This is a genomic window from Micromonospora sp. NPDC049645 (assembly GCF_040675155.1).
Classification (GTDB): domain Bacteria; phylum Actinomycetota; class Actinomycetes; order Mycobacteriales; family Micromonosporaceae; genus Micromonospora.
In genome coordinates, this window is record NZ_JBFAOI010000007.1 from 301,438 (window position 1) to 324,613 (window position 23,176).

A 23,176-nucleotide genomic window follows, 5' to 3' on the forward strand; every position below is an offset into this window, starting at 1 on the left:
GCGGCACTCCGCTGCGCTGCGTTCCTCGCCCTCACACAGCCACCCCCACTCGTGCGACGTCCTCGGCGTAGAACGTGGCGCGCTCCTCGGCGCTGAGGTGGCAGGCGACCAGGTGGCCGCCGGCCCCGGCGGCGCGCAGTTCGGGCACCTCGCTGCGCGACCGGCTGCCGGCGCGGTCCGCGTACCGGCAGCGTGGGTGGAACGCGCAGCCCGACGGCAGGTTGATCAGGCTGGGCGGGTTGCCCGGGATGGGCACCAGGTCCGCGTCCGCGTCGCCGTGCAGCGACGGCACGCTGGAGAGCAACCCCCAGGTGTACGGATGCTGCGGCGCGCGGAGCACCTGCTCGACGCTGCCCCGCTCGACGGCACGCCCGCCGTACATGACCAGCACGTCGTCGGCGACCTGGCCGACCACGCCGAGGTCGTGGGTGATCAGGATGATCGCGGAGTGGAACTCGGCCTGGAGGTCGGCGAGCAGGTCCAGGATCTGCGCCTGCACGGTGACGTCCAGCGCGGTGGTCGGCTCGTCGGCGATCAGCAGCGCCGGGTCGTTGACCAGGGACATCGCGATCATCGCCCGCTGACGCATGCCGCCGGAGAACTCGTGCGGGTACTGGTCGAAGCGGCGTGCCGGCTGCGGGATGCCGACCCGGTCCAACATGTCGACCGCCCGCTGGCGGGCCTCGCGCCGGTTGACCTTCGGGTGGTGCACCCGGTACGCCTCGGCGATCTGCCGGCCCACCGTGTAGTACGGGTGCAGCGCCGACAGTGGATCCTGGAAGATCATCGCCATGTCCCGGCCGCGCAGCCGGCGTACCTCCTCGTCCGCGAGGCCGACCACCTGCCGGCCACCCACGGAGATCTCCCCGGTGATGGTGGTCCGTTTGGGGTCGTGCAGGCCGAGGATGGCCAGCGAGGTGACGCTCTTGCCGGAGCCGGACTCGCCGACGATGCCGAGGGTGCGGCCCCGCTCGACGGCGAACGACACCCCGTCGACCGCGCGCACCACGCCGTCCTCGGTGTCGAACCGGACCCGAAGGTCGTCCACCCGCAGGTAGGCGTCCTCGTCGGCGCGCTGCGCCGGCACGGTGGGACGGTCGTCCGGGTCCCCGGACGGCGAGGGTTCCGAGCTGTCCACGGCCACCTCCCTCAGTGACGAAGGGAACTTACAGCAAAGTCCCGAGGGTGAAAATAAGCTACAAAGTCGGCACGTGTCAGCGGGCCCGAGCGTAACGAGTCGGCATCGGCCCCGCACCCCCGCCGCCTCGCCATCCACGGCTGTTCATGCCGAAACCGCACCTCAGGTGCGACCACGGCGAGAGCGACCAGCAGCGGATTCCCCTGGCACGAGGTGGAGGTGACCCATTACCGCGGGGGTGTTCGATCACGAAGGTCCGTGGACCGAAGAGGAGTTCCTCGCCCTCGGCGAGGTCCCCTGACGGGTGTCGGTCGGCTGGCCTAGGGTCGGTCGCATGACCGAGTTCGACGCGGCCACCGCCGCCGTCCAGGCCGCCCTCGACGCGGGCGCCCGGTACGCCGACGCCCGGGTGATGCACCGCCGCTACGAGTCGATGACCGCGCGCAACGGTGACATCGAGGAGCTGACCCAGGACGAGAGCATCGGGCTGGGCGTCCGAGCGCTGGTCGGGGCGAGTTGGGGCTTCCACGCCGTACCCGATCTGTCGGATGCCGCCGCCCGCGACGCCGGACGGCGCGCGACCCGGACCGCGATGGCGAGCGCGCGGGTGCCCGGCCCTCCGGTCGACCTGGTGCCGGTCGAAGCCGTCACGGCGAGCTGGGCGTCCGGCTGCCAGATCGACCCACTCGGGGTGCCCCTGTCGGACAAGGGCGATCTGCTGGTCGGCGCGACCCGCACGATGGCCGAGCACGGCGCGGACCTGGCCGAAGGTCTGTACCAGGTCTGGGACACCAAGAAGTGGTTCGTCTCCAGCGAGGGCCACCGGATCGACCAGCGGATCCGCGAGTGCGGCGGCGGCATCTCGGCCACCTCGATCGGCGACGGCGAGACGCAGCGCCGGTCCTGGCCGAGCTACCGCGGGCAGTACGGCACCACCGGGTGGGAGTTAGTCGAGTCGCTCGACCTGGCCGCGCACGCCGCGCAGATCGCCGAGGAGTCCCGGGCGCTGCTCACCGCGCCGCCCTGTCCGGCCGGCGAGACGGACCTGATCCTCGGTGGCGAACAGCTGGCCCTGCAGATCCACGAGTCGGTCGGGCACGCCATCGAACTGGACCGGATCCTCGGCTGGGAGGCGGCGTTCGCGGGCACGTCCTGGCTGGACCTGGCCCAGCTCGGCTCGCTGCGGTACGGCTCCGAGCTGATGAACATCACCATCGACCCGACGATCCCGGGTGCCCTGGGCAGCTTCGGTTTCGACGACGAGGGCTCCCCGGCGGTCAAGCGCGACGCGGTCCGCGACGGTCGCTGGGTGGGTGTGCTGGCTGGCCGGGACTCCGCCGCGATGGCCAGCCTCGACTACGGCGGCAGCGTACGGGCCGACGGGTGGGCCCGGCTGCCGATGGTGCGGATGACCAACGTCGGCCTGGAACCCGGCCCGCACACCCTGGAGGAGATCATCGCGGCCACCGACGACGGCGTGCTGATGGACCTCAACCGGTCCTGGTCGATCGACGACAAGCGGCTCAACTTCCAGTTCGGCTGCGAGGTCGGCTGGGAGATCAAGAAGGGGCGGCGGGGGCGGATGCTGCGCAACCCCACGTACACGGGGATCGGCCCGCTGTTCTGGCGCTCGATGGACATGCTCTCCGGCGAGACGGTCTCCTGGGGCACGCCCAACTGCGGCAAGGGCCAGCCCGGCCAGATCGGGCACACCGGCCACCCGGCCGCGCCGGCCCGGTTCCGCAACGTCCGGGTGGGAGTTTCGGCGTGAGCGCGAGGAGTGAGCCGATTTTGCGAGCCCCGCAGTCGCGAACGAAAGGTGGCTCCGCGTGAGCGCGAGGAGTGAGCCGATTTTGCGAGCCCCGCAGTCGCGAACGAAAGGTGGCTCCGCGTGAGTGGGCAGACGGAGCTGGAGTTGGCGGGGCAGGTGGTGGAGCTGGTTCGCCGGTTCGGCGGGTCGGCCGCGCAGGCCGAGGCGGTGGTGACACGGGCGGATCTGGCGCTGACCCGGTTCGCCAACTCGGGCATCCACCAGAACGTCTCCGAGTCGACCGTCGGGGTTCGACTGCGGGTGCACGTCGATGGTCGGACGGCCGCCGGCAGCGGCAGCGTGGCCACCTCGGACGGGTTGGGCGCCCTGGTGGAGCGCACCCTGGCGGCGGCACGCCTCTGCCCGCCCGACCCGGGATGGACGGGGTTGACCCGACCCACGCCCATTCCCGACGCGCCGCCCGTCGACGAGGCCACCGCACATGCCGAGCCGGATCAGCGGGCCGACCGGGTGGGGGCGTTCGTGGCCGCGGCCGGTGGCTTGAGCACCGCCGGTTACTGCCGCACCGCGCACCGCTCGTCGGCGTTCGCCAACTCGGCCGGGCACTCGGCGTACGGCCGCTCGGTGGAGGCGGCGATGGACGGCATCGCCCGTCGCGACGGCGCGGATGGGGTGGCCCGGCGCTGCGCCGACCGGCTGTCCGACCTCGACGGCGCGGAGTTGGGCGCGCAGGCTGCGGCGAAGGCGCAGGCTGCGGCCGACCCGGTCGAGCTGCCGCCGGGGCGCTACGAGGTGGTGTTCGAGCCGGCGGCCGTGGCGGACCTCCTGCAGAACCTGTCCTTCTACGGCTTCAACGGCAAGCGGTACGCGGAGCGGCAGTCGTTCGCGGAGCCGGGCGCGGCCCAGTTCGACCGGGCGGTGACCCTGGTGGACGATCCGCTGGGCGCGTCGGGGCTGCCGTTCGACGCGGAGGGCACCGGGCGCCGGGCGCTGACGCTGGTCGAGGCGGGCACCACCCGGGCGGTGACACACGACCGGCGTACCGCCGCGGAGTCGGGCGCGGAGTCCACCGGCCATGCGATCGCGGGTGGCGCCACCTGGGGGCCGATGGCCCGCAATCTGCGGTTGGCCGGCGCGGCGGCGGGCCCGGCCAGTGCGACGGGCCGGAGCACCACCGGCGTGGCGGCCGGCGCGGTCGTCGACGCGGACACCGCCGCCCTGGTCGCCGGCGTACGCCGAGGGCTGCTGGTCACCGACCTCTGGTACACCCGGGTGCTGGACCCGAAGAGCCTCGTCGTCACCGGGCTGACCCGCAACGGCGTCTGGCTGATCGAGGATGGCACGGTCGTCCGGGCCGTCCGTGACCTGAGGTTCACCGAGTCGTACCCGCGGGCGCTCGGGCCGGGGGCCGTGCTGGGGCTGGGCGCGCGGCCGGTGCGCCAACCGGATCGGGTGGACGGTGCCTGGTGGGCGGCGCCCTCGCTGCGGCTGGCGTCCTGGCACTTCACCGGAGGCGCGTCCGGCTGACGTTCTCGTCGACGCGGCATCGACCGGCTTGCCGGGGGCTTTTTCGCAGGCCAGACACACGGGGGACTCCCTTGCGCGTACGGCTCGCAGAGATCGGCGTAACGTGTGTCACTTAGCTGCGTCGGTCGATCCGGCGTGGTCGTTGGTGTGCGCATGACGTGGCAGCGGGTGCGGGTTCGCCGGTCCGCGTGCCGACCGGAGAGAGACCAGCCCGCCCGTACGGGCCCGTCGAGGAGACGACTCGAATGACTTCAACGGCAACGAGGCCGAGGGGGGCGCGGGCGCGCGCCGCCATCGCGGCGAAGACGTTGCGTACCGACCGATGGTGGTTCGCCCCGCTGATCACCGTGATCGGTCTCAGCGCCTGGGTCGCGTACGCGACGGTCCGGGTGTTCATGCACGACAACTACTGGGTCGACGAATTCCACTACCTGACCCCGTTCTACTCCCCGTGTGTGACCGACCGGTGTGTCGAGGCGGCCTCGCACTTCGGCCGGTTCCTGCCCGGCTGGTGGATCATTCCGGATGCCGCGCTGACCCTGCCGTTCCTGCTGCTGTTCCGGCTCACCTGCTACTACTACCGCAAGGCGTACTACCGGTCGTTCTGGCTGTCGCCGCCGGCCTGCGCCGTTCCGGACGGGCACAAGGAGTACGGCGGTGAGACCCGTTTCCCGCTGCTCGGCCAGAACCTGCACCGCTACTTCTTCTACGCCGCCGCGATCATCTCGCTGATCAACACCTGGGACGCGATCCTCGCCTTCCACTCGCCGAAGGGCTTCGGCTTCGGGCTGGGCAACATCATCCTGCTGGTCAACGTGGTGATGCTCTGGGCGTACACGATCTCCTGCCACTCCTGCCGGCACATCATCGGCGGCCGACTGAAGCACTTCTCCAAGCACCCGGTGCGGTACCGGGCCTGGACCTTCGTCTCGGCGTTGAACGTCCGGCACATGCAGCTCGCCTGGATCACCCTCGGCACCCTGGCGCTGGCCGACTTCTACATCATGGCGCTCGCTGCCGGCTGGTTCTCCGACCTGCGGTTCATCAACTAAAGGGCCCCTGACATGACCACTACCACTCGCATCGAACGACACCACTACGACGTCGTCGTCATCGGGGCCGGCGGCGCCGGTCTGCGCGCGGCGATCGAGGCCCGGCTGGCCGGCAAGAAGACCGCGATCATCTCGAAGTCGCTGTTCGGCAAGGCGCACACGGTGATGGCCGAGGGTGGCGCGGCTGCCGCGATGGGCAACGTGAACAGCCGGGACAACTGGCAGGTGCACTTCCGCGACACCATGCGCGGCGGGAAGTTCCTCAACAACTTCCGGATGGCCGAGCTGCACGCGAAGGAGTCGCCGCAGCGGATCTGGGAGCTGGAGACGTACGGTGCGCTCTTCGACCGCACCAAGGACGGCAAGATTTCGCAGCGCAACTTCGGCGGTCACGAGTATCCGCGCCTGGCGCACGTGGGCGACCGGACCGGCCTGGAGCTGATCCGCACCCTCCAGCAGAAGATCGTTTCGCTTCAGCAGGAGGACCACCGGGAGTTCGGCTCGTACGACGCCCGGATCAAGGTGTTCTCCGAGACCACCATCACCGAGCTGCTGCTCGACGGTGACCGGGTCGCCGGCGCGTTCGGCTACTACCGCGAGTCGGGCGAGTTCATCCTCTTCGAGGCGCCGGCGGTCGTGCTGGCCACCGGTGGCGTCGGACGCTCCTACAAGGTCACCTCGAATTCCTGGGAGTACACCGGGGACGGGCACGCGCTGGCACTGCGCGCCGGGGCGACGCTGATCAACATGGAGTTCCTCCAGTTCCACCCGACCGGCATGGTCTGGCCGCCGTCGGTGAAGGGCATCCTGGTCACCGAGTCGGTGCGCGGTGACGGTGGTGTCCTGAAGAACTCCGAAGGCAAGCGGTTCATGTTCGACTACGTCCCCGACGTCTTCCGCAAGCAGTACGCGGAGACCGAGGAGGAGGCGGACCGCTGGTACACCGACCCGGACAACAACCGGCGTCCGCCGGAGCTGCTGCCCCGTGACGAGGTGGCCCGCGCGATCAACAGCGAGGTCAAGGCCGGTCGGGGCTCCCCCGCCGGTGGTGTCTTCCTGGACATCGCGAGCCGGCGTTCCGCCGACGAGATCCGCCGCCGGCTGCCGTCGATGTACCACCAGTTCAAGGAGCTGGCCGACGTCGACATCACGGCCGAGCCGATGGAGGTCGGGCCGACCTGCCACTACGTGATGGGCGGTGTCGAGGTGGACCCGGATTCGGGTGCCGCCTTCGGCCACGTACGCGGGCTGTTCGCCGCCGGTGAGGTCTCCGGCGGGATGCACGGCTCCAACCGACTCGGTGGCAACTCCCTGTCCGACCTGCTGGTCTTCGGCAAGCGGGCGGGCGGTCACGCCGCCAGCTACGCCGACGGGCTGACCACCCGGCCGAAGGTGGCCGTGCACGAGGTCGAGGCGGCGGTGGAGACCGCGCTCGCGCCGCTGCAACGGGACACCGGTGAGAGCCCGTACACCCTGCAGCAGGACCTCCAGGCGGTCATGGGGGATCTGGTGGGCATCATCCGCCGCGAGGGTGAGCTGGCCGATGCCCTGGTCCGGCTCGCCGAGCTGCGCGAGCGGGTGGCGAAGGTGAGCGCGGCCGGCGGCCGACGCTACAACCCGGGCTGGCACCTGGCCCTGGACCTGCGCAACATGCTGGTGGTGTCGGAGTGCACCGCGAAGGCGGCGCTGGAGCGGCAGGAGTCGCGCGGCGGGCACACCCGGGAGGACTACCCGGCCATGGAGCCGAAGTGGCGACAGGTCAACCTGGTCTGCGCGTTGGACGGCGACACCGTGCAGCTGACCCGCAAGCCGCTGCCGAAGATGCGGCCGGAGCTGATCGGCCTCTTCGACCGGGCCGAGTTGGCCAAGTACCTCACCGACGAGGAGCTCGCCGACTTCGACGCCCTCGTTGCCGACGCTGGAGAGGCGGACAACCGATGAGCGCGAAGCGTCAGTTCCGGATCTGGCGGGGCGACGAGACCGGCGGTGACCTCCAGGACTACATGGTGGAGGTGAACGAGGGTGAGGTCGTCCTCGACGTCATCCACCGTCTGCAGGCCACCGACGCGCCCGACCTGGCCTGCCGGTGGAACTGCAAGGCCGGCAAGTGCGGCTCCTGCTCCATGGAGATCAACGGCAAGCCGCGGCTGGGTTGCATGACGCGGATGTCGACCTTCGGCGACGACGAGACCGTCACGGTCACCCCGCTGCGCACCTTCCCGGTCATCCGGGACCTGGTCACCGACGTCTCGTTCAACTACGAGAAGGCACGGGAGACCCCGGCGTTCGCGCCTCCGGCGGACGTGGCCCCGGGCGACTACCGGATGCAGCAGGTCGACGTCGAGCGCTCGCAGGAGTTCCGCAAGTGCATCGAGTGCTTCCTGTGCCAGACGGTCTGCCACGTGATCCGCGACCACGAGGAGAACAAGCAGGCGTTCTCCGGTCCGCGGTACTTCATCCGGGCGGCCGAGCTGGACATGCACCCGTTGGACAGCCGGACCGACCGCAAGGAGTACGCACAGGCCGAACAGGGCCTCGGCTTCTGCAACATCACCAAGTGCTGCACCGAGGTCTGCCCGGAGCACATCAAGATCACTGACAACGGGATCATCCCCATGAAGGAACGGGTCGTCGACCGCAGGTACGATCCCCTTGTGTGGCTTGGTAGCAAGATCTTCCGTCGGGGCGAGACGCCCCAGACCAGCGTGACCACCGCCCGTCAGGGCTCGGCGACGCCGGGCTCCGCCCGGGGTGGGGTGCACTCGCACGAGGGTGGCTCCCACGACTCGCGGGCTGAGGCGCAGGCGCAGAGCGGCGTCAACTGGCACCGGGAGGTGCCCCACCCGACCGCTCCGGCGGTCGACGACCGGGGCAAGCTGCCGCTGACCGAGCTCACCTTCGACCGGGCCGCCGCGCCGTCGCCGTTCGGCGACGACGTGACGTTCCCACTGCCTCCGGAGCACCTGAACTTCGCCCACCCGGAGCAGGACAAGCACTGATCACCTGAACAACAGCGGGGGCCGTGGCAAGTGCCACGGCCCCCGCCCCATTCCCCCGGGCAGGCGTCACCCCCGGTTGATCATGAAGTTATTGCCACGACACGTCGCGCCCGACGGCGATAACTCCATGGTCAACGCGAGTCCAGGAGGGGGCGGAGGGCCGCCACGATGGGGGCGTCGGCGGGGAGCCAGGTGACCGAGTCCAGCTCGTCCGCGGCGAGCCAGCGGAGCGCCTCGTGCTCGAGCGCCTGCGGCTGGTCGCCGCCGAGCAGGCGCGCCGCGTACACCTTGAGCACCGAACGGCCGTGCGCCATCCGGACGTTGCGGCCGACCCGGTCGCCGATCTCGACGCGTACGGCCAACTCCTCGGCGCACTCCCGGACCAGGGCGTCGGTCTCGGCCTCCCCCGGCTCGACCTTTCCGCCCGGAAACTCCCACATGCCGGCAACCTCTGGTGGGGCGGAACGCGCACAGGCGAGCACCCGCCCATCCCGGATGATCGCCGCACCGACGATCACCTTCAGGTCCCGTCGCTCGGCCTGCCCGCCACCATTCGCCCGTTCGGTCCGCACGGGCGTCCAGGGTGCCAGATCAATCGGCGGTTTGGGTACCGTAGCCGTCCGCTAGGCCAATAAGACACGGAAGTGTGGGCGTGGACACCCCCTCCGAGCAGCGAGAGACTAGGAGGCACCGACAAGACACGGGATGGCGACGATTTGGCCACAAGCCGGCAACGGCGCTTGGGGGGTGCGGTGATGCGCGTGCTGTTCAAGAGCAGGGCCAAGCACGACTACCTTTCCGACGCGTTGACCTTGCTATCTGGTTGGACACGCGAGGGCGAGCAGATCCGACGAACGCTCGTGATCGACGATACCCAACACGCGGCACTAACTGAACGCGTCAAGGTCGTCGCGGATGCGCTGCGTCTGCGGCCCGAGATCAGCCGCCGGTCCGACAGCACCCAGATCCGGGTCGGGCACGGCAACGGTGAGCCGCTGACCGAGGGCGAGGTCCTGTTGGCCGCCCGCATCGAGGACGCGTACCGGGCGGTCACCGAGTCTTGACGGCCCACGGGTGAAACATGCCGAGTTCCGCCACCACCGGCTGGTCCAGGTGTACGACGCCGAGTGTCAGTGGGGGCCGGACGACGACTTCTTCCAGTCGGTGGTCGACGAGACCCCGGCAGCCCGGGTGCTCGACCTCGGCTGAGGCTGCCGGACGGCGGCGAGGTCCGCGCGGACCAGAGTCACCGGGGTACGCGGACGTAGTGGTCGACTTCGCCCACCACTACGCCTTCGGCGACGGCGAGTTCGTGGTCCTCGCCCGGGTGGGCCCGGTGGCACCGGTTTTCTAGCCTGGATCGCATGGCGAACATCGCGTACGACCGCAAGGAGCAGGTCCAGCAGATCGAGAGTGGCCTGCTCGAAGGCGAGCAGATCATCGCCGTCTACGACGCAGTCGGCACCGGCACCGGGTTCATCGGGCTGACCGACCGCCGCGTGATCATCCAGGACCGTTCCTTTGTCGGAAAGCGGTTCGCGATCACCAGCATCCCGTACTCGAAGATCACCAGCGTGAGCGTGGTCAGCAACAAGTCGTGGGGTGGTTCGTTCTTCTCCACCGGCGCCATCGCCATCCACGTCGGCACGCACACCTACGAGGTGGAGTTCCGCGGCGCGCAGAAGAGCCACCACGTGCACAACGTGATCCTGCACCACATCTCCTGACCGCACGTCCCGTCACGGGCCCGGCCGGCGTAATTGCCTTGCCGGGCCCGTGGCGGCTCTGGTGTCCTCAGTCGACCGCCGCGCGAAAGGAGCAGCCGCCATGCCCAACACGACGAAGTCCCCCGAACCCACCGTCTTCCGAACTGAGGAATCGAGACTTCGTGAGCAGGACTGTATTGCGGGCTGCGGCGCTGCCGGTCGCCACTGATCCCAACCCCGGAGGCCGCTGATGTCGGTCTTCGACGATCCCGGCCTCTTCGGCCGGCTCTGGGCCGCCGGATACGACGACGGCGACACCAACCCCGACCTAGCCCTCGCCGTTGACTTCCTGGCCGAACTGGCCGACGGCGGCCCGGTTCTCGAACTGGCGATCGGCACCGGCCGGGTCGCGCTGCCGCTGGCCGAGCGCGGTCTCAGCGTGCAGGGCGTCGAGGCGTCCGAGGAGATGCTCGCGCAGATGCGGGCCAAGCCCGGTGGCGACCGGATCCCGGTGGTCGTCGCCGACATGGCGGACGTACCGGTGCAGGGCGAGTTCCGGCTCGCGTACCTGGTCTTCAACACCCTGTTCAACCTGGTGGACGCCGCGCGGCAGGCGGACTGCTTCCGCAACGTCGCCCGGGTGCTGTCGCCCGGCGGCGCGTTCGTCATCGAGACGTTCGTGCCCGACCCGCGCAGCTTCGACTCGGACGAGCAGGTGCAGGTGCGGGAGGTCACCGAGGTTTCCGCGACGATCCGGCTGCACCGGTACGACCGGCCGGCGCAGCGGTTCATCCGGCAGACCATCACGTTCGACGGTGACGGTGTGCACCTGAAGCCGTTCGCCATGCGTTACGCCTGGCCGCACCAGATCGACGAGATGGCGCAGCAGGCCGGGCTCCGGCTCACCGAGCGGTACGCCGACTGGCACCGGCGACCGTTCCAGGCCGACAGCCCGTCGCACATCTCCGTCTACCGGGCGGAGTAGCAGCCGTTGATCGACTCCGGTTCCGGGAATTCGGGGTGTCATCGCGACGACGACACCCGGCCTTCGAGGAACCGGAGTCGGTCTCCGTCGTTCGGATGCCGGGAGTCAGTGCCCGTCGCCGATCTGGACGTCGTCCGGTGCCGGCCGGCCGTTCCCCGTCTCGACCAATGCCTTGAGACTCATCAGGAAGATCGCCCACTTGGTGCTGCACTCGTGCATGAGCCCGGTCGGCTCACGCCAACCCGCGTGCGTGAAATCAACGATCGTGTACCGACCCCGCTGGCCGAGACGCCACGTGATCTCGGTGCCAATCCATTCGTCGGGGCCGCCGACGACCCGCCACCGCACCCGCCCGGCGGGGTCCAGCTCAAGGATCTCCAGGTCGAACCCGCCGTCGTCACCGAACCGGACGGCCAGCTGCCCGCCGGCCTCACTCTTGCCGGTCGTGTCGACCGACCACCAGCCGGCGACGCCCTCCGGAGTCGCCATCGCCCGGTAGACCTCGGCGAGTGGGGCCACGACACCGACCTGATGCAGGATGTCGACCATGGTCATTCCCCTTCCTTGGCGCGACGGTTGCGTTCGATCGTCTCGGCGATCCGCTTGATCCGGCGCAGACGGGCGTCCCAGGTGGCGCCGACCGCCGACAACTGGGCGACCGCGCGCGCGAGCTGCGCCTCGTCGACCTGAAAGACCCGCTCACGACCGGCCGGCTCGGCGGAGATCAACCCGACGCGGTCCAGGACGGCCAGGTGTTTCGAGACGGCCTGCCGGGTGACGGGTAGCCGCCGGCTCAACGAGGTGGCCGTGCCCGGCCCGTCGGCGAGAAGAAGGTCGATCATCGTACGCCGGATCGGGTCGCCGATCGCCGACCACAGCTCGTCGTCGACCACGGTGCTCATGCGGTGGCGGCCAGCCGCGCGACGTACGCGCCCAGCCGGGGCATGTAGTGGTCCCAACCGTTCTCGTGGTCGCGGTACTGCTCCTCCAGGACGGCGATCTCCCAGCCCATCTCCCGGAACCCGGTCTCGGTCATCCGGATCTGCGTCCCCGCGCCTTCGGGGATCAGGTCGAAGGTGACGAGCAGCGCCTGCCCGCTCCGGTCCGGCTCGGTGAAGCACCACCGGAAGGAGAATCGCTTCGGCGGGTCGACCTCGACGACGGCGAACGCGACGGTCGTCGTCTCGCCGGTGTCGGCGTTACGCCACACCAGCTCGCCGGGCGCGCCGGCGACCGACTCGAACCGGGCGTCGTCGGGCCACCACTCCCGCATGTGCTCGGGCTGGCTGACCACCTCGAAGACGACCTCGGGGGACGCGTTGACGTGGATGTCTCGTTCGATCGTTCCCTGTTCCATGTACACAACCTCTCGCAACCTTTGGTTGCACTCAACCTACGGCAGCCTGCCCCCATCGCGCAACCTTTCGTTGCACGTTGACGGTCCCGTCGTACCCGGGGTGCAGGATCGGCGCATGTCTGAGCCAGCACCGCACCGACACCACGCCATCGACTACGTCGAGTTCACGGTGACCGACCTGCCCGTGGCCAAGCGCTTCTACGCCGACGCGTTCGGTTGGCAGTTCATTGACTACGGGCCGGAGTACGCCGGCATCCGCAGCCCACACGGCGACTCCGCGCCCGAGGTGGGCGGTCTCCGGCTGGACAGGGAGGTCCGGGCGGGCGGTCCGCTCGTGCTGCTCTACTCCACCGACCTGGACCGGTCCGTCCAGGCCGTCAAGGAGGCCGGCGGCCAGGTCGTGAACGGGCCGTACGAGTTTCCTGGTGGCCGACGGTTCCACTTCACCGACCCCAGCGGCAACGAGCTGGGCGCCTGGGCCGAGCAGTAGGACCCGCACGCCGCCCGGTCCGTGCCGTGCGTCAACGTCAGCTACCTGTCGTACTTCGGCGCGCACGCCGTCGACGACGGCGGCGGACCCTCACCGCCGCCGGGTGCGCAGCACGCCGGTCAGCATCGGCAGGGTGAACTCGCCCAGGGCGGTTTCGGGTCTGCTCGCGAGGAAGGCGCGGATCCGGCCGAGCGTGGCCGCTCGCTCCGCTTGCGGCATGACCAGCATGCCGGCCCGTGTCGCGAGCGTCGCGACGAGGGAGTCGGCGCTGCGGCGCTGCCCGTGCGGAAACTCGACCTGCTCCGTCGACCCGAACGGGGCGGACGAGCCGGTGCGTGGAACGAGCATGTCCCGCGTCGCCGTGCGCCAACTGCGCAGGGTGTCCCGCGGGCCGATGGCTGCGCTGCCGCTGACTCCTTCGAGGGCGGCAACCCAGTCGATCCGGTCGTCCATGATGTTCCACAGACCAGCCAGGACGCCGCCGGGTGTTAGGACTCTGGCCATCTCCGGCCCGGCAGCGGCCATGTCGAACCAGTGCAGGGCGTTGCCGGCCAGCACGGCATCGACGGACGCGTCCGGCAACGGGATGGCCTCCGCGCTACCCGCCAGGGCACGGACCGAGGGCAACGCGCGGCGAAGCTCGGTGAGCATCGCCGGGTCGGGTTCGACCGACACCACGTCCGCGCCCAGCGCCACCAGCGTGGCGGACAGCTTCCCGGTGCCGGCGCCCAGGTCGAGCACGCGCAGGCCGGGCGCAGGCTCAAGCGCCCACCGCACGGCGGCCCGTGCGTAGTCCGGACGGTGCTCCGCGTACGCGGCGGCTGCCGTGCCGAACGACGATCGGAGCAGCTGTTCCGTCATGCGGTCAACCTACCGCCGCCTGTCGACATCGACTGCGAGCATGATCCCGTGCAGATCCTGCGGAGCTGGTGGCGCGTTCGCTACCCCGTCTACGTGCTCGGCCTCGCGGTCGGGCTGGTCATGATGTGGCTGCCCTACAAGACCTTTCAGGACAACGACGCCTGGGAAGGTCGGCTACGGGTCGACGGGGTGCCAGCTCAGGCGGTCATCGAGGAACTCGTGCACAAGCGGCGGAACAGCAACACGATGCACCTGCGCTACGAGTTCGCCGGAGCCCAGCGCCAGGCCGAGGTCGGCTGTTGGGAGGTCTGCCTTCCTGCCGGCACTGCGGTGCGGATCTGGGTCAACCCCGACGACCCGGAAGATTTCGTGACCGAGTTCGGCACGCTGAGCGGGCATCGCGGCCGGCTCCAAGGGGTGGTCGGAGCGGCGGGCCTGGTCCTGTTCGGGTCGATGATGTTCGCGCTGTTCGCCCGCATCGGCCAGCGACGCCGCGACCGCCGACAAGACGAATGGCAGCGGCAGCAACGAGACCAGCGCCAACGACAGTTCACGAACGCCAGGTTCGGGAGGAAACACAAGCCGAGCCGGAATCACGACGGCCAGCGGTAGCTGGGTTGGCAGCAGAGCCGCGCAGCGGTCGAGGCCGCTAGTCTCCAAGCCACACGGTCGTTGCGATGCTAGCCACGACGCCGCCCACAAAGAACAGGAAGTTGACTGCGAAGCCTTGCCAGAAGGAACGCTTGGAGCTCTTGTGCACTTCACTTGCCAGTTCGGCCCTAACAAGCCTGGCCACCGCGATGCGCTGCGCTTCATTCATTTGAGCCAACTGCTCAGCCTCTTGGGCGTCAGTTTTCGCCTTCTCCGCGAGGGCGACTCGCGCCTGAATTTCGGCTTGAACTTCTTCCAGAACCAGGGCCGACGAACGCATTAGGTCGCTCAGGTCAGAAAGACGGTCCTCAAGGGTCGCTTGAGTTGGTTCCTTGGGAGTTCGACGTTTCCGCTTGACGGCTTCGATAGCTTCCCAAAGCACCGACGCTGTGGCACCTGCAGCGAGCGCGGCTACGGCCGAAGCAATTGAGAGCAGTTCCTCCACAGTCGGCGCACTCTACACGCCTCCGTCGGCTGCTGCCGTCCCGGGAACAGGCGGGATTCAGACGTTGAAGCGGAACTCCACCACGTCGCCGTCCTGCATGACGTACTCCTTGCCCTCGATGCGGACCTTGCCCGCCGCCTTGGCCGCCGCCATCGAGCCGTGCTCGACCAGGTCGTGGTACGAGACCACCTCGGCCTTGATGAAACCGCGCTGGAAGTCGCTGTGGATGACACCCGCGGCCTCCGGCGCGGTGGCGCCGACCGGGACGGTCCAGGCGCGTGCTTCCTTCGGGCCGGCGGTGAGGTACGTCTGGAGGCCGAGGGTGCGGAAACCGACCCGGACGAGCTGGTTGAGGCCGGGCTCGTTCTGCCCGATCGACTCCAGCAGCTCGCGGGCCTCCTCCTCGGGCAGGTCCACCAGCTCAGATTCGATCTTGGCGTCCATGAAGACGGCCTCGGCGGGGGCGACCAGGGCGCGCAACTCGTCGAGGAACGTCTCGTTGGCCAGCTCGGCCTCGTCGACGTTGAAGACGTACAGGAACGGCTTGGTGGTGAGCAGGTGCAGCTCGCGCAGGTGCTCCAGCTCGATCTTCGCGGCGGCGGCCCCGGAGTAGAGGGTGGTGCCGCCGTCGAGCACCTCGATCGCGGCCTTCGCGGCGGCGACCGCGGCGGCCCGGTCCTTGCGGAGCTTGGCCTCCTTCTCCAACCGGGGCAGCGCCTTGTCCAGGGTTTGCAGGTCGGCGAGGATCAGCTCGGTGTTGATCGTCTCGATGTCGTCGGCCGGGGAGACCTTGCCGTCGACGTGCACCACGTTCGGGTCGGAGAAGGCCCGCACGACCTGGCAGATCGCCGAGGCGTCCCGGATGTTGGCCAGGAAGGCGTTGCCCCGACCCTGCCCCTTCGACGCGCCACGGACCAGGCCGGCGATGTCGACGAACGACACCGGGGCCGGCAGCACCTTCTGCGAGGAGAAGATCTCGGCCAGCTTGCCCAGCCGCTCGTCGGGCAGCCCGACCACGCCGACGTTTGGCTCGATGGTGGCGAACGGGTAGTTCGCCGCCAGCACGTCGTTCTTGGTCAACGCGTTGAAAAGCGTGCTCTTGCCGACGTTGGGCAGGCCGACGATGCCGATGGTGAGACTCACGACGGGCCAGCTTACGCCGGTCCCGGCCGGCCCGGTCCAGGCGGCTCCGATTCGGGCGTACGCGGTCCCGGCCGCGTGATCACCGCGAGCGCCCGGCGCGGTGGTCGATCGTCGCGCCACCGAGCCCGGCCAGGCGTTGCTATCGTCCGGTCCGATGGTGCGATGGTCCGCTGCTGGAGGTGCGATGACCTCGACGTTGCCTGAGCTGTACATCGCCGTCGACGTGGAGGCGGACGGGCCGATCCCCGGGCCGTACAGCATGATCTCGTTGGGTATGGCGGTAGTCGGCCGGCCGGACCTGACCTTCTACACCGAGCTGCGTCCCATCTCCGACGAGTTCGTCCCGGCGGCGCTGGCCGTTTCCGGCCTGGACCGGGACCGTCTGCTGCGGGAGGCGCCCACCGCGCAGGAGGCGATGTCCGCCGCCGCGGCCTGGGTCGACGGGCTGCGCCGGGTCGGCCGTCCGGTCTTCCTCGCCGCCCCGGCCGTCTGGGACGGCATGTTCGTGCACTGGTACTTCGTCCGCTTCGTCGGGCACAGCCCGTTCGGCGCGACCGGCTCCGGCGTCGATCTCCGCAGCTACTGGATGGGGTTGACCGGCAGCGAGTGGGTTCAGACCCGGCAGGGCACGATCAAGCACGAGTTGGGCCTGCACGACATGCCGCACACGCACCACGCCGGGGAAGACGCCGCCGAGCTGGCCCAGGTCTTCGACGCGGTGCTCCGCCGCCGACAGGCGGTCGAGGAGGCGTGACGCTCAGCCGAGCAGACGAGGGGCGATGACCGCCTCCCGGACGCTGCCGTCCGCGCCGCGGCTGACCTCGTACGCCGAGACGCCCTCGCGGTCCGCGATCGCCTCGACCAGTCGAGTGCCGCGGTAGACCAGGCCGACACCGTCGTCGGTGCAGTGGCTGGTGGGAAGCGTGCCGTCGCCGACCAGCTCGTGCATGAGCGGGCGGCGCTGGCCCTCGCTGTCGTAGTGCACCCCGTTGCCGTACGGCAGCCAGGCGAGGCCCTCGGTGAAGCCGCGCAGCCGGGGGCCGAAGCTGTCGGTGGCACCGCCGACGTGCCAGCAGATCGAACCGGCCGAGACACCGGCCAGCACCACGCCGGCCTGCCAGCACTCGTGCAGGATCTCGTCGAGCCCGTGCACCCGCCACACGGCGACCAGGTTGGCCACGCTGCCGCCGCCGACCCAGATCACGTCCTGGGCGAGCAGGTGGGCGCGGATGTCCTCGACGTTCGGCATGGGGAACAGGGCGAGGTGCGACAGCCGGAACCGGGTGTCGGCGAACGCGCTGTAGATGGCGGTCAGCGAGGTCGGCTGGTCGCCGACGGCCTGCCCGAGGTAGCAGACCCGCGGCTGCGGGCCGGTCTCGGCCAGCTCGGCCGCCAGCTCGAACACCGGGCTGGGGCGCATGTCGTAGGGCCCCCGGTCACCCCGGAAGAAGCCCATGCTGGTGGCGATGATGGTCGGGTCGCTGGCGGGCATCGGGCGTCCTTCCGTCGGGGTGGTGCGGCGTCCATCCTGCCGCAGCCAACCGGCCGGGCGGTCACCCGCCCGCGCGACCGCCGCCGCGCTGGCGGGGCACCTCGACCTCGGGCCAGTGGCCCACGGGCGGTCGGTCGCCCGGGGGCAGTTGCGCGGCGGCGGCACGGGGCAGGGTGAACCGGTCGGCGGCGGCCGGGCCGGCCGAGACCGACTCGCGAAGCATCCAGCGCACCTCGTCGGCCGTCCAACCCAACCCCGGCCGAGCGGCGATCTCGCGAACCAGCCGCCGGCCGACGCGGGTGTCGTCGTCGTAGAAGCGCATGCACCAGTGGTGCGTCCACATCCCGAGCGCCCGCAGGCCCGCGTCGTCGAGCGAACCGACCAGCCGGCCGCAGGCGGTGTCGGCGAAGACCTGCTCGGGGTCGCCCGCCCGGTCCCGTTCGATGGCGCCCACCGCGGCCGGCGCGACAGCCCGCATCCGGCGGTAGAAGGACTGCGCCACCGCGCGGGGCAACGGCGGAAACGCACCCGGTGTCGACGCCGCCGCCCAACCCGCCACGCTCGTCATTCGCCGCACCCCTTCTTCAGTTGGTGGCCGGACGCTACCCGGCACGACCGACACTTCCGGGGCGAAAACCCCCGCCGATCGTGGATAGCGACGATGACCTGGGGCGTCTGTATCTGTGACAACGAAACGGGGTGGTGGGTGGACGAGGACGAGCGCGCCCGGCTGGCCGAGTTCGTCGGCAGCCGGACTCCGGCGTTGATGCGGGTCGCGTACCTGCTGACCGGGGACCGCAACGCCGCCGAGGACCTGTTCCAGTCGGCGTTGGCGCGGACCATCCCGAAGTGGGGAACCATTCGGCACACCGACCCGGAGGGCTACCTGCGGGTGGTGATGTACCGCGAGCAGGTCAGCTGGTGGCGGCGGCTTCGCCGGTGGCGGGAGACACCGCTCGACCCGGCGGACGAACCGGTCGGCGGCGACCCGAGCGGCGGCTCCGACGTGCGGTTGGCGATGCGTGCCGCGCTGCGGCACCTGCCGCCGACGCAGCGCGCGGTGGTGGTCCTGCGCTACTACGAGGACCTGCCCGAAGCCCGGGTGGCCGAGTTGCTGGGCTGCTCGGTGGGCACCGTGCGCAGCCGCACCCATCGAGCGGTGAAGCGGCTGCGCGACCTGCTGCCGGACGTCGACATGCTGGAGGTACGGCGATGACCGAACCCTTCGAGCACCTCATCCGCCGCACCCTCACCGACCTGGCCGAGGAGGCACCGATCGTGCATGACCAGTTGAGCCGAGCGGAACGGCGGGTGCGCAACCGACGCCGCGCCACGGTGACGGTGGGGGCGGTGAGCACTCTGGCGGCGATCCTGATCGCCACTCCGTTCGCCGTGGCCGCGACCGGCTCGGACGAGCCGCCCCCGGCCGTGCCCAGCCCGGCCGGCCCGGCCGCCGTACCGAGCCCGCCCGTACCCACCCCGTCCGCGCCCACCGCGGTGCCGATGGAATCGAGCCCCAGGGGTGCGGAGATGCCCCCGGGAAAGACGGTCGGCCCGCCCGGTGTGCCGGGCCGGCCGACGGGCACGCCGAGCCCGTCGAGTCCGCCGGGAGTGCCCGGCAGGCCGGGCGACCCGGTTGCCAGTCCAGACCCGTCGAGTCCGCCGGGCGTACCTGGGGTGCCGGGCCCGCCGGCCGTCAAGCCGAGCCCGTCGCGTTGAGTTAGGAGCGGTCCGGCCGGCAGCCTTCCAACGCCGGCCGGACCGGCCAATCCCATGGTCATCTTCGTCTCCGGCCGGGCCAGGACGATGGCGATCTGGATCGGAGCAGAGCCGAGATCCCGGTCACTCTCCCGCGTCGCTACCCCGTACCGGCGAGCGTCGCGCGTCACGGCGAGAGCGGGCACCGGCCCACGGAATTTGTCGGGGCCGGTACGCCCACTCATCCTTGGGCCATGACCGATCCCGGACACCCGATGCGCGAGCTGCGGGGGCACCGATGAGCACCGCCCTGGCCCGGGTGCCCGACTCCCTCCGGGGACAGCTCGTCACCCCTGGCGACCGCCGGTACGCGCAGCTGCGCTCGACGTACACCACGTCGGCGTCGCCGGCCGGCGTCCTGCTGCCGAAGACCACCGCTCAGGTGGTCGACGCGCTGCGCTACGCCCGGGAGCAGCGGCTGCCCGTGGCGGTCCGCAGCGGCGGGCACGGCCTCTCCGGAGCCTCCTCCAACAACGGCGGCCTGGTCATCGACCTGTCCATGCTCAACCGGGTGCAGGTGCTCGACGAGCGGGCCGGGCTGGTCCGGGTCGAGGCCGGCGCCCGGTGGGCGAACGTCGCGAAGGAGCTTTCCCGGTACGGCCTGGTGATCAGCTCGGGCGACTACGGCGGCGTCGGCGTCGGCGGTCTGGCCACCGGCGGTGGTGTCGGCTGGTTGGTCCGCGCCCACGGCCTCACCATCGACCGGGTCCGCGCGGTCGAGGTGGTGCTCGCGGACGGGACGCTGGTACGCGCGGACGCCGAGCACGAGCCGGAGCTGTTCTGGCTGGTTCGTGGGGCCGGGGCCGGTGCGGGGATCGTGGTGGCCTTCGAGATCGAGGCGGTCGAGCAGCGCAACGTCGGCGTCGCGCAGTTGGTCGTCGAGGCGCACCCGGACGGTCGCACCGTCCGGGAGTGGACGGGCTACCTCGCGCAGGCGCCACGGGAGTTGTCCGCAGCGGCCGTGGTGTTCGCCGAGGGGCGTTCGGTCCTCATGTCCATCACCGCCGTGGTCGCCGCCGAGAGCCTGCGCCGGGCCCGCCCGGCGGTGGAACCGCTGCTCGCCATCGGCAAGGTGCTCGAACACCGGACCGACCTGTTGCCCTACCCGACGCTGGTGCCGACCGCGCACCTCAACCCCAACGTCGGGCAGCAGCGCGGCACGACCACCAACGGCCTGTTCACCGCCCTGGACGACGCCGGGGCGCGGGCGGTGACGAGAGCGGTGACCGGGCCGGGGCGGGCGGTGATCCAGCTCCGCTCGTTGGGTGGGGCGGTCAACGACGTCGCCGCCGACGCGACCGCGTACCCGCATCGACACCAGGACACGCTGATCGTGGCCTCGGTGTTTCCGCCGCAGGCCGACGCCGCGTTGCACGCCGCCTGGCGGGCCGTCGCAGCGCGCGCCGACGGCGCGTACGTCAACTTCGAGAGCCGACCGGACCCGGCCGCGTTCGCCCGGATCTACCCGGGCGAGACCGGGGCCCGGGTCCGGCGGCTGTGGAAGCGGTACGACCCGGACGGCGTGTTCCGGTCGGCGCTGCTGACCGGCCAGGCCAATCGCGCCGCCCAGCCGAGCCGATCCGCCCAGCCGAGCCGCACCGCCCAGCCGAGCCGATCCGCCCAGCCGAGCCGCACCGCTCAGCCCACCGGATCGGGCCAGCCGCACCGCCGCCGCCGACGTCCCCGTTGACCGGGCCTCGTCGCACCGGCACACCCAGGTCCGATTCCCGCCAGCCGAGGGCCGGTCGAGCGGGGCATCATCGGTGACATGGAGCTGGACTTCGAGCGGTGTTACCGGGCCGTGGACAGCCGTGACCAGCGGTTCGACGGCTGGTTCTACACCGGCGTGACGTCCACCGGCATCTACTGCCGGCCGTCCTGCCCGGCGATCACGCCGAAGCGGCAGAACGTCCGGTTCTTCCCGTCCGCCGCGGCGGCGCAGGGTGCCGGGCTGCGGGCCTGCCGCCGCTGCCGGCCGGACGCCGCGCCCGGTTCCCCGCTCTGGGACGTCCGCGCGGACGTGGTCGGCCGGGCGATGCGGCTGATCGCGGACGGCGTGGTCGACCGGGACGGCGTACCGGGGCTGGCCTCCCGGCTGGGGTACACCGAGCGGCACCTGCACCGGATGTTGAGCGCCGAGATGGGCGCCGGGCCGCTCGCGCTGGCTCGGGCGCAGCGGGCGCAGACCGCCCGGATCCTGATCGAGACGACCGACCTCGCGATGGCCGAGATCGCGTTCGCCGCGGGCTTCGGCAGCGTGCGGCAGTTCAACGACACGCTTCGCGAGGTGTACGCGAGCGCCCCGTCGGAGCTGCGCGCGGCCCGTGGCCGCCAACAGCCGCCGACCGGGGCGGGGACCATCTCGCTCCGGCTGGCGTACCGCCCGCCGCTGCACGCTCGGGCGTTGCTGGACTTCCTCGCGCTGCGGGCGTTGCCCGGCGTGGAGGAGGTCCGCGACGGGACGTACCGCCGGGGTTTGCGGTTGCCGCACGGCACCGGCCAGGTGGCGCTGACCCCGGCGGAGGGGCACGTGGCGGCGACGCTGCGGCTCGCCGACCTGCGCGACCTGGCGCCGGCGGTGGCCCGCTGCCGCCGGTTGCTCGACCTGGACGCGGACCCGGCGGCCATCGACGGCACGCTCGCCGCCGACCCGGCGCTGGCCCCCGCCGTGGCGGCCGAGCCCGGCATCCGTGTCCCCCGCGCGGTCGACGGCTTCGAGATGGCCGTCCGGGCCATCATCGGCCAACAGGTCTCGGTGACCTCGGCAAGAACAACCCTGACCCGCCTGCTGACCGCCCACGCCCGCGTCGATCATGAGAATGACGAGGTCGATGGAGATCGAACTCCAGGTCAACCTCATGATCAACGGGACGAGTCGCCGGGCGGTCTGCGGGGGTTTCTGGGGGCGGAGGAGCTTTTGGCCCTGCCGGACTCGGCGTTCGGGATGCCCGCGGGGCGGCGGGAGTCCCTGCGGGGGCTGGCGCGGGCGGTGCTGGACGGGTCCGTCGACCTCGCTGCGGGAGTGGATCGGGAGGAGGCCGTCGGTCGGCTGCTCGCGCTGCCCGGCATCGGCCCGTGGACCGCCAACTACCTGGCCATGCGCGCCTTCGGCGACCCGGACGTCCTGCTCAGCTCCGACCTCGCGGTCCGGCGCGGCGCCGCCGCGCTCGGTCTGCCCGACACCCCGACAACCCTCGACGGGTACGCCGAGCGTTGGCGTCCCTGGCGGTCCTACGCCACGATCAGACTCTGGAGAGCGGCATGAGCATCGACAGCACCGTGGTGAGCACACCGGCCGGCCCGTTGAGCATCCTCGCCGGCCCCGACGGTGACGTCCGGGCGGCCGGCTTCACCCCGGACCCGGCGGCGCTGCTGCCCCTGGTCCACCCGACCCTGCGGGCACCGCTGCGGGAGCGGGCCGACCTCGGCCCGGTCAGCGCGGCGGTCCGCTCCTACCTGGACGGTGACCTCGCCGCCATCGACGCGGTGCCGGTCCGACAGCGCACCGGCGGGGAGTTCATGGCGCACGCCTGGCAGGTGCTGCGCGAGGTGCCGCCGGGCACCCCGGTCACCTACACCGGGTACGCCGCGCTGGCCGGCCGCCCACCCGCGGTACGGGCCGCCGCGGCGGCCTGCGCCCGCAACGCGGCGGCCCTGTTCGTGCCCTGTCACCGGGTGCTCCGCACCGACGGGACGCTCGGCGGCTACCGCTGGGGGCTGGACGTGAAGAAGTGGCTTCTCGGTCATGAGCGACGCTTGACAACAAGCTGACAGGAACATCGACATTCATTGACGCTACCG

At 70.9% G+C, this 23,176-nt stretch carries 27 protein-coding genes; 17 read left to right on the forward strand and 10 right to left on the reverse strand.

From position 1 onward, the window contains the following. Positions 1-31 precede the first annotated feature (31 nt). Positions 32-1,087 (reverse strand): ABC transporter ATP-binding protein, encoded by a 1,056-nt coding sequence (locus AB0J33_RS18760; protein WP_363615221.1) that lies wholly within the window; start codon positions 1,085-1,087, stop codon positions 32-34. A gap of 385 nt (positions 1,088-1,472) precedes the next feature. Here AB0J33_RS18760 and AB0J33_RS18765 point away from each other — a divergent pair, with 385 nt between their 5' ends. The 5 genes from AB0J33_RS18765 (at position 1,473) to AB0J33_RS18785 (ending at position 8,487) form a co-directional block, all read left to right on the forward strand. Then, complete coding sequence (locus AB0J33_RS18765; protein WP_363615107.1) at positions 1,473-2,909, forward strand: TldD/PmbA family protein; 1,437 nt, start codon at positions 1,473-1,475, stop codon at positions 2,907-2,909. 120 nt (positions 2,910-3,029) lie between these two features. Beyond that, positions 3,030-4,436 carry a metallopeptidase TldD-related protein gene (locus AB0J33_RS18770; RefSeq protein WP_363615109.1) on the forward strand — a complete coding sequence of 469 codons (1,407 nt, stop codon included), beginning with the start codon at positions 3,030-3,032 and terminating at the stop codon, positions 4,434-4,436. Between the two features lie 245 nt (positions 4,437-4,681). Continuing rightward, positions 4,682-5,488 (forward strand): hypothetical protein, encoded by an 807-nt coding sequence (locus AB0J33_RS18775; protein WP_363615111.1) that lies wholly within the window; start codon positions 4,682-4,684, stop codon positions 5,486-5,488. Positions 5,489-5,500: 12 nt separating this feature from the next. Then, positions 5,501-7,429 (forward strand): fumarate reductase/succinate dehydrogenase flavoprotein subunit, encoded by a 1,929-nt coding sequence (locus tag AB0J33_RS18780; protein WP_363615113.1) that lies wholly within the window; start codon positions 5,501-5,503, stop codon positions 7,427-7,429. Beyond that, positions 7,426-8,487 carry a succinate dehydrogenase/fumarate reductase iron-sulfur subunit gene (locus AB0J33_RS18785; protein WP_363615115.1) on the forward strand — a complete coding sequence of 354 codons (1,062 nt, stop codon included), beginning with the start codon at positions 7,426-7,428 and terminating at the stop codon, positions 8,485-8,487. Before AB0J33_RS18780 ends, AB0J33_RS18785 begins: the two co-directional genes overlap by 4 nt. 131 nt (positions 8,488-8,618) lie before the next feature. Here the strand turns inward: AB0J33_RS18785 and AB0J33_RS18790 are convergent, their stop codons facing one another. Continuing rightward, positions 8,619-9,059: a (deoxy)nucleoside triphosphate pyrophosphohydrolase gene (locus AB0J33_RS18790; RefSeq protein WP_363615117.1), complete on the reverse strand. Its 441-nt coding sequence runs from the start codon at positions 9,057-9,059 to the stop codon at positions 8,619-8,621. A 183-nt stretch (positions 9,060-9,242) separates the two neighbouring features. Between AB0J33_RS18790 and AB0J33_RS18795 the strand changes: the two genes are divergently transcribed. From AB0J33_RS18795 to AB0J33_RS18810, 4 genes are all read left to right on the forward strand, one after another. After that, positions 9,243-9,551: a 4a-hydroxytetrahydrobiopterin dehydratase gene (locus tag AB0J33_RS18795; protein ID WP_363615119.1), complete on the forward strand. Its 309-nt coding sequence runs from the start codon at positions 9,243-9,245 to the stop codon at positions 9,549-9,551. 10 nt (positions 9,552-9,561) lie between these two features. Further along, on the forward strand, positions 9,562-9,696 hold the full coding sequence (locus AB0J33_RS18800; RefSeq protein WP_363615121.1) for a hypothetical protein: 135 nt from the start codon (positions 9,562-9,564) through the stop codon (positions 9,694-9,696). A 155-nt stretch (positions 9,697-9,851) separates the two neighbouring features. After that, entirely contained in the window at positions 9,852-10,214 is a 363-nt protein-coding gene (locus AB0J33_RS18805; RefSeq protein WP_030337500.1) for a PH domain-containing protein, read from the forward strand. 229 nt (positions 10,215-10,443) lie between these two features. Continuing rightward, positions 10,444-11,178, forward strand: a complete 735-nt coding sequence (locus tag AB0J33_RS18810) for a methyltransferase domain-containing protein (RefSeq protein WP_363615124.1) — start codon at positions 10,444-10,446, stop codon at positions 11,176-11,178. 105 nt (positions 11,179-11,283) lie between these two features. Here the strand turns inward: AB0J33_RS18810 and AB0J33_RS18815 are convergent, their stop codons facing one another. From AB0J33_RS18815 to AB0J33_RS18825, 3 genes are read right to left on the reverse strand one after another with little or no spacing between them, the layout of a single operon-like run. Beyond that, positions 11,284-11,733 (reverse strand): SRPBCC domain-containing protein, encoded by a 450-nt coding sequence (locus AB0J33_RS18815; RefSeq protein WP_363615126.1) that lies wholly within the window; start codon positions 11,731-11,733, stop codon positions 11,284-11,286. Then, on the reverse strand, positions 11,730-12,080 hold the full coding sequence (locus tag AB0J33_RS18820) for a metalloregulator ArsR/SmtB family transcription factor (protein ID WP_363615128.1): 351 nt from the start codon (positions 12,078-12,080) through the stop codon (positions 11,730-11,732). The genes AB0J33_RS18815 and AB0J33_RS18820 overlap by 4 nt, the downstream gene beginning before the upstream one ends. Continuing rightward, complete coding sequence (locus AB0J33_RS18825) at positions 12,077-12,535, reverse strand: SRPBCC domain-containing protein (RefSeq protein ID WP_363615130.1); 459 nt, start codon at positions 12,533-12,535, stop codon at positions 12,077-12,079. Before AB0J33_RS18825 ends, AB0J33_RS18820 begins: the two co-directional genes overlap by 4 nt. A 115-nt stretch (positions 12,536-12,650) precedes the next feature. Here AB0J33_RS18825 and AB0J33_RS18830 point away from each other — a divergent pair, with 115 nt between their 5' ends. Further along, positions 12,651-13,025, forward strand: coding sequence for a VOC family protein (locus AB0J33_RS18830; protein ID WP_363615132.1), 375 nt, complete (start codon positions 12,651-12,653; stop codon positions 13,023-13,025). Between the two features lie 90 nt (positions 13,026-13,115). Here AB0J33_RS18830 and AB0J33_RS18835 read toward each other — a convergent pair whose 3' ends face one another. Beyond that, positions 13,116-13,886, reverse strand: coding sequence for a class I SAM-dependent methyltransferase (locus AB0J33_RS18835; RefSeq protein WP_363615134.1), 771 nt, complete (start codon positions 13,884-13,886; stop codon positions 13,116-13,118). Positions 13,887-13,979: 93 nt separating this feature from the next. Here AB0J33_RS18835 and AB0J33_RS18840 point away from each other — a divergent pair, with 93 nt between their 5' ends. Beyond that, positions 13,980-14,498 (forward strand): DUF3592 domain-containing protein, encoded by a 519-nt coding sequence (locus AB0J33_RS18840; RefSeq protein WP_363615135.1) that lies wholly within the window; start codon positions 13,980-13,982, stop codon positions 14,496-14,498. A 37-nt stretch (positions 14,499-14,535) separates the two neighbouring features. Here the strand turns inward: AB0J33_RS18840 and AB0J33_RS18845 are convergent, their stop codons facing one another. Together AB0J33_RS18845 and ychF are read right to left on the reverse strand one after the other, a co-directional pair. Then, on the reverse strand, positions 14,536-14,982 hold the full coding sequence (locus AB0J33_RS18845) for a hypothetical protein (protein ID WP_363615137.1): 447 nt from the start codon (positions 14,980-14,982) through the stop codon (positions 14,536-14,538). A gap of 57 nt (positions 14,983-15,039) precedes the next feature. Continuing rightward, complete coding sequence (gene ychF, locus AB0J33_RS18850; RefSeq protein ID WP_363615139.1) at positions 15,040-16,125, reverse strand: redox-regulated ATPase YchF; 1,086 nt, start codon at positions 16,123-16,125, stop codon at positions 15,040-15,042. Positions 16,126-16,309: 184 nt separating this feature from the next. On the opposite strand from ychF, the gene AB0J33_RS18855 reads away from it, so the two are divergent. Next, positions 16,310-16,879 (forward strand): exonuclease, encoded by a 570-nt coding sequence (locus AB0J33_RS18855; RefSeq protein WP_363615141.1) that lies wholly within the window; start codon positions 16,310-16,312, stop codon positions 16,877-16,879. Positions 16,880-16,882: 3 nt separating this feature from the next. Here the strand turns inward: AB0J33_RS18855 and AB0J33_RS18860 are convergent, their stop codons facing one another. Further along, a complete protein-coding gene (locus AB0J33_RS18860; protein WP_363615143.1) occupies positions 16,883-17,617 on the reverse strand; it encodes a peptidase E in 735 nt (244 codons plus the stop codon). Positions 17,618-17,678: 61 nt separating this feature from the next. Then, entirely contained in the window at positions 17,679-18,185 is a 507-nt protein-coding gene (locus AB0J33_RS18865; protein ID WP_363615145.1) for a hypothetical protein, read from the reverse strand. A gap of 138 nt (positions 18,186-18,323) precedes the next feature. Here AB0J33_RS18865 and AB0J33_RS18870 point away from each other — a divergent pair, with 138 nt between their 5' ends. The 5 genes from AB0J33_RS18870 (at position 18,324) to AB0J33_RS18890 (ending at position 23,146) form a co-directional block, all read left to right on the forward strand. After that, on the forward strand, positions 18,324-18,833 hold the full coding sequence (locus AB0J33_RS18870; RefSeq protein WP_363615147.1) for a SigE family RNA polymerase sigma factor: 510 nt from the start codon (positions 18,324-18,326) through the stop codon (positions 18,831-18,833). Then, positions 18,830-19,336 carry a hypothetical protein gene (locus tag AB0J33_RS18875; protein ID WP_363615149.1) on the forward strand — a complete coding sequence of 169 codons (507 nt, stop codon included), beginning with the start codon at positions 18,830-18,832 and terminating at the stop codon, positions 19,334-19,336. The genes AB0J33_RS18870 and AB0J33_RS18875 overlap by 4 nt, the downstream gene beginning before the upstream one ends. A gap of 277 nt (positions 19,337-19,613) precedes the next feature. Continuing rightward, positions 19,614-21,065, forward strand: a complete 1,452-nt coding sequence (locus AB0J33_RS18880) for an FAD-dependent oxidoreductase (RefSeq protein ID WP_363615151.1) — start codon at positions 19,614-19,616, stop codon at positions 21,063-21,065. A 78-nt stretch (positions 21,066-21,143) separates the two neighbouring features. Continuing rightward, complete coding sequence (locus AB0J33_RS18885) at positions 21,144-22,640, forward strand: AlkA N-terminal domain-containing protein (protein WP_363615153.1); 1,497 nt, start codon at positions 21,144-21,146, stop codon at positions 22,638-22,640. Then, the gene (locus AB0J33_RS18890) at positions 22,637-23,146 is read left to right on the forward strand and encodes a methylated-DNA--[protein]-cysteine S-methyltransferase (RefSeq protein ID WP_363615155.1); all 510 of its coding nucleotides are present in this window, start codon (positions 22,637-22,639) and stop codon (positions 23,144-23,146) included. The genes AB0J33_RS18885 and AB0J33_RS18890 overlap by 4 nt, the downstream gene beginning before the upstream one ends. Positions 23,147-23,176: the final 30 nt, after the last annotated feature.